This window comes from Streptomyces sp. NPDC060035 (assembly GCF_042736635.1).
In the GTDB taxonomy this organism is placed as follows: Bacteria; Actinomycetota; Actinomycetes; order Streptomycetales; family Streptomycetaceae; genus Streptomyces.
Genome location: NZ_JBHWVO010000051.1, coordinates 19,372 through 27,289, shown reverse-complemented (window position 1 = coordinate 27,289; position 7,918 = coordinate 19,372). Strand labels below are relative to the sequence as shown.

Genomic DNA, 7,918 nt, shown 5'->3' with positions numbered 1-7,918 from the left:
GGGAGAGTAGGACGCCGCCGAACAATTATTCCGGGAAAGCCCCGTGCCCTTGTGGCACGGGGCTTTTCTGCGTTCACCACCCTTTTCCGGGCCGTGGTGCTTCACGGGCACCACACCAAGACGGTCGTGTCAGCCGGCGGGCTGCGGCGAGGTACCTGACACGAGCTGAGCTCGAGCAGAACCATCTCGACGCAGGTCAGCGCCGCGCAGTCCGTCGGGAACAGACGCTTCCCCGCGCTTCCCCGTGTTCCTGCCACCAGCCGGCCACGGCTTCCCGTTCAGGAGTTCTCTTCCTGGGCCTCATCGTCCTGCAGGGTTCTCCGCGGCGGGTCCGGGGCGGTCGCTCAGGCGGAGGCGGCTGGCAGATGAGGGTTGCGGCTGTGCCGACGAAGGCGAGGAAGTGCTGGGGCTTGCATTCGTAGCGGCGTGCAGGCGCCGGCAGCCGGCCGGCCAACGACGTCTAGAGTCGGCCGGCGGCCTTGAGCGCGAGGTAGGCGTCAGCCAGCGCCGGTGCGAGCACATCCGGAGTGGCATCGACGACCACGACACCATGACGGCGGAGCTGATCCGCAGTTCTGCGGCGTTGAGTCTTGGTCTGGGTTCCGGCTGCGGCGTCGTACACCGCGTCCACTGTGCCCCTGGCGCGTGTCATGGCTTCGATGTGGGGGTCCGCGACTGCGGCCACCAGGACCGTGTGGCGCTGGGTGAGCTGAGGGAGCACCGGGAGCAGGCCTTCCTCGATGGGGGCGGAGTCCAGGCTCGTGAGCAGGACGATCAGGGAGCGCCGGGGGGCACTGGCCAGTGCGGCTGTGCTGAGGCCACGGGCATCCGTCTCCACGAGCTCCGGTTCCAGCGGGACCATTGCGTTGACGATCGCGGACAGGACGTCTCCTCCGGCGGCTCTGCCCAGAACCTGGGCGCGGACTCGCCGGTCGTAGGCAAGGAGGTTCACGCGGTCGCCCGCCCGTGTAGCCAGGGCGGTGAGGAGCAGCGTCGCATCCATGGCCGCATCGAGGCGGGGCACGTCTCCCACTCGTCCGGCCGAAGTGCGACCGGTGTCGAGGACGATCAGGATGTGGCGGTCGCGTTCGGGACGCCAGGTGCGGACGGCGACTGCGGACTGGCGTGCGGTGGCCCGCCAGTCGATGGACCGGGTGTCGTCTCCTGGCACGTACGCACGCAGGCTGTCGAACTCGGTGCCTTCGCCCCGGGTGAGAACGCTGGTGCGGCCGTCGAGCTCGCGGAGCCTGGCGAGCCGCGAGGGCAGATGCCGTCGGCTGGTGAAGGGAGGCAGGACCCGGACTGTCCACGGGACATGGTGGTTCCCCTGTCGGGCCGCCAGTCCCAGTGGTCCGAACGAACGGACTGTGACGCGCTCCGCCCGGCGGTCGCCACGACGGGAAGGGCGGAGGAGCGTGGTGAGACGACGTCGCTCGCCGGCGGGGACGGTGAACGCGTGCCGGGACGAGGCCTGTTCGGCTTCGCTGCTCCATGCGCTGGGGGGCCAGGCGTCGCGGAGGTGCGCCCGAAGGCGGCGACGCGAGGGGTTGGTTACGGTGAGTTGCACTTCTGCGTCGTCACCGAGTCGAACGGATGTGTCGCCGGATCGGGTGAACTGCAGCGTACGTACTGGCGCTGCCAGGGCGTAGTCGCACAGAATTGCCAATGAGAGAGGGGCGTTCACCGCGAGCATGCCCATCCAGCTCGGGGCAAGGATGCCTACGGGGAGTGACCCCAAGGCGGCCAGGAGCGCGGTTCGTCCGGTGAGGGCCATGGTCACCGCCTCATCGGGGGACGGGGACGTGGGCAAGGACTGCGGTGATGACGGAGTCGGCGGTGACTCCTTCCATCTCCGCTTCCGGCCGCAGCTGGAGGCGGTGACGGAGTGTGGGGAGTGCCAGGGCCTTCACATCGTCCGGGATGACGTAGTCCCGGCCGGTGAGCCAGGCCCAGGCACGTGCTGTGGAGAGCAGAGCGGTGGCTCCTCGGGGGGAGGCCCCGAGGGTGAGCGAGGGGGATTCACGAGTGGCACGGCAGATATCCACGACGTAGGCAGCGATCTCGGGGGAGACCGTGGTCTTGGCCACGGCGGAGCGGGCGGCTTCCAGATCTGCGGGGCCGGCCACGGGCCGTATGCCTGCCGCCTTGAGGTCGCGCGGGTTGAACCCGTCGGCATGACGCGTCAGCACGTTGATCTCGTCGTCACGTGACGGGAGGGGCACGGTCAGCTTCAGGAGGAACCGGTCCAACTGGGCTTCGGGCAGCGGGTAGGTGCCCTCGTATTCGACGGGGTTCTGGGTGGCTGCGACGAGGAAGGGGTCGGGCAGTGCACGGGGAGTGCCGTCGACGGTGACCTGGCGTTCCTCCATGGCTTCCAGGAGGGAGGACTGCGTCTTGGGAGGGGTGCGGTTGATCTCGTCGGCGAGCAGGAGATTGGTGAACACCGGTCCGGGCTGGAAGGAGAATTCGGCGGTGCGGGCGTCGTAGACCAGCGAGCCCGTGACATCACTCGGCATCAGGTCGGGCGTGAACTGTATGCGTTTGGTGTCCAGTTCGAGAGAGGCGGCAAGGGCGCGCACCAGGAGGGTCTTGGCGACTCCGGGGACGCCTTCGAGCAGGACATGGCCTCGGCAGAGCAGGGCGACCACGAGTCCGGTGACGGCGGGGTCCTGGCCGACCACGGCCTTGGCGATCTCGGAACGCAGAGCTTCCAGGGATGCGCGGGCGCTGTCGGAAATCACGGGGGCCACGGGGGTCCCTGCGGGCACCGCAGGCTCGTTGGGCTCCGGGGTCGGGGCGCTCATGAAGTGCGTACCTCTCTTTCGAGGGCGTCGAGTTGGTCGGTCAGGAGAACAAGCGCGGCGTCGTCGGCCGGGGCCGGGCCGAAGAGCAGAGTGCGGAGGTCGCTGCCCGTGGTGGCGAGACGCGCGGAGACGGCAGGCAGGAGGACCTCGGGGGACCGGGTGTCTCGGGAGGACACCCCGAGAAGTGGAGCGATGCGGGTGCGGGTGGCGGAGCGCAGTGCTTCGGCAGCGCGGTCGCGGGCGTTCGCCTTGCGGTAGAGGCGGGCCCTGCCCACGGTGGATTCCGAGGCCGGGATGGCCACGGGCAACGGCTCGGTGACCAGGGGGCCCAGGCGGCGAGCACGCCAGACTGCGGTGAGGCCTGCGGCGAGGGCGAGTTGGAGTGTTCCCCAGAGCCAGCCGGAGGGGATGAGGCCGATGAACCCGCGCTCGCCGCCCGACTCGTCCTCACGGCTGCCGTCTTCGCTTCCGCCGTTCGCGTCGCCTTCGGCGGCGGAGGGATCAGTGAGCGAGGGGAGGTACCAGACGAGATGCGGGCGGGAGCCGAGGAGTTGGAGAGCGAGGGAGGCGTTGCCCTCCAGGTCGAGTCGGTCGTTGTGGAGGATGTCGGGGGAACCGAGCAGGACGGTGTCGCCGGTTCCTCGGCCGGGGAGGACCAGCAGGGTGGGAAGCCCGTTGTCCGGGTAGCACGCGGTGGCGCCGTGTACGTCCGTTGTGTAGCGGTTGCCGCCCGCGTCGGCTGTTCCGGCGGTGCGTGCGGCAGGGAACTCGCAGTCCGGTGTGCGCGCGGTTACCCGGCTTGCGGGATCCGCCCGCACACCGGGGGCGAGCCGGGTCACGGACGGTGGGCCGGGAGCGACGAGGACGGTGCGGCCGGCTGCGTCGCCGGTCGCCGTCCGGAGCCTCAGCTGCTGATGTGCGGTCAGCAGATTGGGGCCGGCGACGAGGAGAGTGGTGTCGGGCCCGGACGCGCCGGTGGCCTCGTCGAGTGTGGTGGCGACGCTGACGGAGACGCCACGGTCCGTGAGGAGTTCGGCGACGGCCCGGCTGCCGTACGGGTCGGCGGAGCGGGGGTCGAGGCGGCCGTGCTGGTCGCCGGAGCCGACAGCGGCGAAGGTGATGCCCGCGACGATGAGGATGAGGAGGGTGAGGAGCAGTCCTCGGACCCGGAGCCAGATCTGGTGCGGTGTGCGGGACGCAGACGTGGTGACGATCGTGGCTTCGGTCATCCGGCTGCCCCTGGAGCCATGGGGGCGGCGGTGAGCAGGGGTTTGGTGTCTTCGAGATCTCGGTCGAGGGTGCACAGACTCAGGTACGCGGCCTGGTCGGCCGTGCGGCCCCCGTACGTGACATCGTCGAAGACCCGGGCGGCGGTGCGGAGCCGGGTGTCATGGGCGGGTAGGAGCCGGCCCGCTTCGGCGGCTGCCTCGTCGGCGGTGCGGCCCGGGCGCGGGTCGAGTACGGCCCGGTCCTCCAGAGCGCGTACGACGGCGCGCATGCGTTCCTGGACGGCTTCGGTCCAGCGGTGGGCATCCGCGTGCGCCTCGGCCGCGGTGCGGTGCTCGGCCGCACTGCGGGTGCTGCTGCCGAACAGGGCGTCCGCCGAACGGACGGTGCGCTGCGGTGTGCCGAGCCGCCACCACAGGGCGGCGCCCAGGGCGATGACGACGAGGAGGAGTACGACGAGCCCGAGCGGGCCGCCCGGCGCGGATCCGGTGGCACCGTCGAAGAGGTCGCCGACCCATTCCCAGAAGCGGTCGAGTCCACGCTGGAGAAGGTTCGGATCGTGTTCGTGGTACATCGGGTCGGACAGTTCGTCCTGTGCCGCTTCGCGTGCCGGGACGCGTGGGACGTCCACGGGTATGTCGTCGCCCACCCGGATGAGCCGCCGTGCTGTGGTGCCCCCCGCCCCCGTCACCGCATCAGCTCCTGGGGGTGTCGTAGCCGGGCACGCCGGCGGCCCGGGCGAGGTCGAGGTCGAGCGCTTCGCGGCGGATGCGCTGGTCGACGTAGAGGAGGGCAATCACTCCTGCGGTGAACGGGTAGGTGAGCGTCGAGACGATCACTTCGCCGACCCCCATGATGATGAGGAAGGGCCAGCCGAAATCGGTGGAGCTGCCGTTCATGAGCTCGCTCAGGCTTTCGCTGTCCACGGCCAGTGCGATGACGCCGAACGGGATCACGACGATCAGGGCCACGACGACGACCAGCAGGTACGTGAGAGCCAGAATGCCGAACGTCCGCCACCAGGTGCCCCTGACCAGCTTCGCGGAGCGGCGCAGCGAGGTCAGGATGGACTGCCGCTCCAGCATCAGGGCCGGCGCGGAAAGCGAGAAGCGGATCATCAGCCACACGACGACGACGCAGGCGGCGACGAAGCCGACGAAGGTCAGTGCGATCCCGGGGCCGTCATCCAGGAGCAGGCCGGGAAGCAGTCCCACTGCCATCACCGCAGCGATCATCAGGCTCAGCAGCAGCGTCAGCCCGAGGAGCGGAAGGAGGCGGGGCCGGGCCTCGGACCAGGCGTCGGAAAGCGTCGCCCTGCGGCCGAGTACGGAGCGGCTGACCACCACGGTGAGCACCGAGGTGATGAAGAGCGTGGCGATCATCGAGATGAGCGTGGCCGGGGCGTTGGTGACCAGCGTCGACTGCGCCGAGTCGGCGGCCTGGCGGATGGCCTCGGCACCGACGGCGTTCGGGTCGATCGACTTCGGTTCCGGCAGGAGGTAGCGCTGCACGAGGATGGTGGCGATCTCGGCGATCACGGAGACCGCGAGGCTGATGCCGAGCACGGTGCGCCAGTGGGCGCGCATGGTGGACACGGCGCCGTCGAGGACCTCTCCGACGCCCAGGGGGCGGAGAGGAATGACACCAGGCTTCGCCGCCATGGGTGGCCGGCCCCATCCCGGGCCCTGTGGGGGCGTGCCGCCCCAGCCCGGGGCGGGCGGGGGCGGCACGCCCGGTCCGTTGCCGGGAGCGCTCGGTGGGGACCACTGCCCCGGAGGCGGCTGTGCAGGGGACCACTGTCCGCCGGGGCCGCTTCCGTCGACGGGCGAAGAAGGCCGGGGGATACCCGTCTCCTGGCCGTCGGAGGGGGCAGATCCGGGCGAAGCCCAGCCCGGAGAGTCGTTCATTGTCGCTCCTTCACGGTCCTGACCGCTCATCGGGGCGGCAGGTTGGCAGCCATCGTGCCACGCGATGCTCCGGTGCGGGCCGGGCGCTGTATCTCCTTCTCGCCTTCGTGTGGGAGCGGCTCAGCGGGCAGACTGGGCAGATGGCTGATCAGGACGCGCAATCGCCGGTGGGCATCGAGCCTCCGGCCCTCTCCGTACTCCGTTGGGACGATCCACCGGAAGGTCCCGCGGTGGTGCTCCTCGACCAGACGCGGCTTCCCTCGGAGGAGGTCGAGCTGGTGTGCGCCGATGTGCCCGCGCTGGTCCGGGCGATCCGGACGCTGGCGGTGCGTGGGGCGCCTCTGCTGGGGATTGCCGGTGGTTATGGCGTGGCACTGGCCGCTGCCCGGGGCGACGACGTGGCGCACGCCGCGGAGCTGCTGGAGGCGGCGCGGCCCACCGCGGTGAATCTCGGGTACGGGGCGCGGCGCGTGGCGCGGGTGCACGCGGTGGCTGCTGGGAACGGTGCCGGCCCCCAGGAAGCTGCCGTGGCTGCACTGGCGGAGGCGCGGGCCCTCCACCGGGAGGACGCGGCTGCCAGTGGCCGCATGGCGCAGTACGGTCTGGAGCTGCTGGCGGAGCTCCTGCCCCACGGCGGGCATCGACTGCTGACCCACTGCAACACAGGGGCGCTCGTATCGGGAGGCGAGGGCACGGCCTTCGCGGTGGCTCTGGGAGCACACCGGGCGGGTAGCCTGCGGCGGCTGTGGGTGGACGAGACCCGCCCGCTGCTCCAGGGCGCCAGGCTGACGGCGTACGAAGCGGCGCGCAACGGCATGCCGTACAGCTTGCTCACGGACAACGCGGCGGGTTCGCTGTTTGCCGCGGGGGAGGTGGATGCCGTACTCATCGGGGCGGACCGCATTGCCGCGGACGGCTCGGTGGCCAACAAGGTGGGGAGTTATCCGTTGGCGGTGCTTGCCAAGTACCACCATGTGCCGTTCATCGTCGTGGCGCCGACCACGACCGTTGATCTGGACACTGCGGACGGCACATCCATAGTCGTCGAGCAGCGTTCCGCGGCAGAAGTGACGGAGCTCACATCTCCACAGATCGTATCGGCCGGGGGCGAAGGGGGCGGGCAGTCGGTGGCGCCCCCGGGAGCCTTGGCGTACAACCCCGCATTCGACATCACGCCGCCCGAACTGGTCACGGCGATCGTCACGGAGGAGGGCATCATTTCCCCGGTCACGGGGGTCGGACTGGCAGAGCTGTGTGCCAGGTCATCGCAGATAACGATTAGCTAATGGGATGATGTCGTTTATGAAGGGACGCGTCCTTGTCGTCGACGACGACACCGCACTGGCCGAGATGCTCGGCATTGTGTTGCGGGGAGAAGGTTTCGAGCCGTCGTTCGTAGCGGACGGCGACAAGGCACTGGCTGCATTTCGTGAGGCCAAGCCGGACCTGGTGCTGCTGGACCTCATGCTGCCCGGACGGGACGGCATCGAGGTCTGTCGGCTGATCAGGGCCGAGTCGGGTGTGCCGATCGTCATGCTCACTGCCAAGAGCGACACGGTCGATGTGGTGGTGGGCCTGGAATCCGGGGCCGACGACTACATCGTCAAGCCGTTCAAACCGAAGGAGTTGGTGGCCCGGATCAGGGCACGTTTGCGGAGGTCCGAAGAGCCCGCGCCGGAGCAGCTGGCGATCGGGGACCTGGTCATCGATGTGGCCGGTCACTCGGTGAAGCGGGAGGGGCAGTCGATCGCCCTCACCCCGCTGGAGTTCGACCTGCTGGTCGCGCTGGCCCGTAAGCCGTGGCAGGTCTTCACCCGCGAGGTACTGCTCGAGCAGGTGTGGGGCTACCGCCACGCCGCCGACACCCGTCTGGTGAATGTGCATGTTCAGCGGCTGCGCTCCAAGGTCGAGAAGGACCCGGAGCGTCCGGAGATCGTGGTGACCGTTCGGGGTGTCGGTTACAAGGCCGGACCGAGCTGA

7 protein-coding genes and 1 pseudogene are annotated in these 7,918 nt (G+C 69.9%); 2 read left to right on the top strand and 6 right to left on the bottom strand.

Annotated features, from left to right (window positions below; genetic code table 11):
• Positions 1–361: 361 nt before the first annotated feature.
• The 6 genes and pseudogenes from ACFWBQ_RS37320 to ACFWBQ_RS37295 all read right to left on the bottom strand — a co-directional run.
• A pseudogene (locus ACFWBQ_RS37320) lies at positions 362–453 on the bottom strand (IS5/IS1182 family transposase); the annotation flags it as partial.
• A 7-nt stretch (positions 454–460) separates the two neighbouring features.
• On the bottom strand, positions 461–1,774 hold the full coding sequence (locus ACFWBQ_RS37315) for a DUF58 domain-containing protein (protein WP_385508236.1): 1,314 nt from the start codon (positions 1,772–1,774) through the stop codon (positions 461–463).
• Positions 1,775–1,784: 10 nt separating this feature from the next.
• Positions 1,785–2,804 (bottom strand): AAA family ATPase, encoded by a 1,020-nt coding sequence (locus ACFWBQ_RS37310; RefSeq protein ID WP_385508226.1) that lies wholly within the window; start codon positions 2,802–2,804, stop codon positions 1,785–1,787.
• Positions 2,801–4,033 (bottom strand): DUF4350 domain-containing protein, encoded by a 1,233-nt coding sequence (locus ACFWBQ_RS37305; RefSeq protein WP_385508223.1) that lies wholly within the window; start codon positions 4,031–4,033, stop codon positions 2,801–2,803. The genes ACFWBQ_RS37310 and ACFWBQ_RS37305 overlap by 4 nt, the downstream gene beginning before the upstream one ends.
• Complete coding sequence (locus ACFWBQ_RS37300; RefSeq protein WP_385508220.1) at positions 4,030–4,722, bottom strand: DUF4129 domain-containing protein; 693 nt, start codon at positions 4,720–4,722, stop codon at positions 4,030–4,032. Before ACFWBQ_RS37300 ends, ACFWBQ_RS37305 begins: the two co-directional genes overlap by 4 nt.
• A 4-nt stretch (positions 4,723–4,726) precedes the next feature.
• Entirely contained in the window at positions 4,727–5,938 is a 1,212-nt protein-coding gene (locus ACFWBQ_RS37295) for a glycerophosphoryl diester phosphodiesterase membrane domain-containing protein (RefSeq protein WP_385508218.1), read from the bottom strand.
• Between the two features lie 140 nt (positions 5,939–6,078).
• On the opposite strand from ACFWBQ_RS37295, the gene mtnA reads away from it, so the two are divergent.
• Together mtnA and mtrA are read left to right on the top strand one after the other, a co-directional pair.
• Entirely contained in the window at positions 6,079–7,224 is a 1,146-nt protein-coding gene (gene mtnA, locus ACFWBQ_RS37290; protein ID WP_385508217.1) for an S-methyl-5-thioribose-1-phosphate isomerase, read from the top strand.
• Positions 7,225–7,228: 4 nt separating this feature from the next.
• A complete protein-coding gene (mtrA, locus tag ACFWBQ_RS37285) occupies positions 7,229–7,918 on the top strand; it encodes a two-component system response regulator MtrA (RefSeq protein WP_187281934.1) in 690 nt (229 codons plus the stop codon).

Coding starts and splice junctions, on each gene's coding strand:
- ACFWBQ_RS37315 (WP_385508236.1), bottom strand. CDS start 1,774: ATGGCCCTCACCGGACGAACCGCGCTCCTGGCCGCCTTGGGGTCACTC.
- ACFWBQ_RS37310 (WP_385508226.1), bottom strand. CDS start 2,804: ATGAGCGCCCCGACCCCGGAGCCCAACGAGCCTGCGGTGCCCGCAGGG.
- ACFWBQ_RS37305 (WP_385508223.1), bottom strand. CDS start 4,033: ATGACCGAAGCCACGATCGTCACCACGTCTGCGTCCCGCACACCGCAC.
- ACFWBQ_RS37295 (WP_385508218.1), bottom strand. CDS start 5,938: ATGAACGACTCTCCGGGCTGGGCTTCGCCCGGATCTGCCCCCTCCGAC.
- mtnA (WP_385508217.1), top strand. CDS start 6,079: ATGGCTGATCAGGACGCGCAATCGCCGGTGGGCATCGAGCCTCCGGCC.
- mtrA (WP_187281934.1), top strand. CDS start 7,229: ATGATGTCGTTTATGAAGGGACGCGTCCTTGTCGTCGACGACGACACC.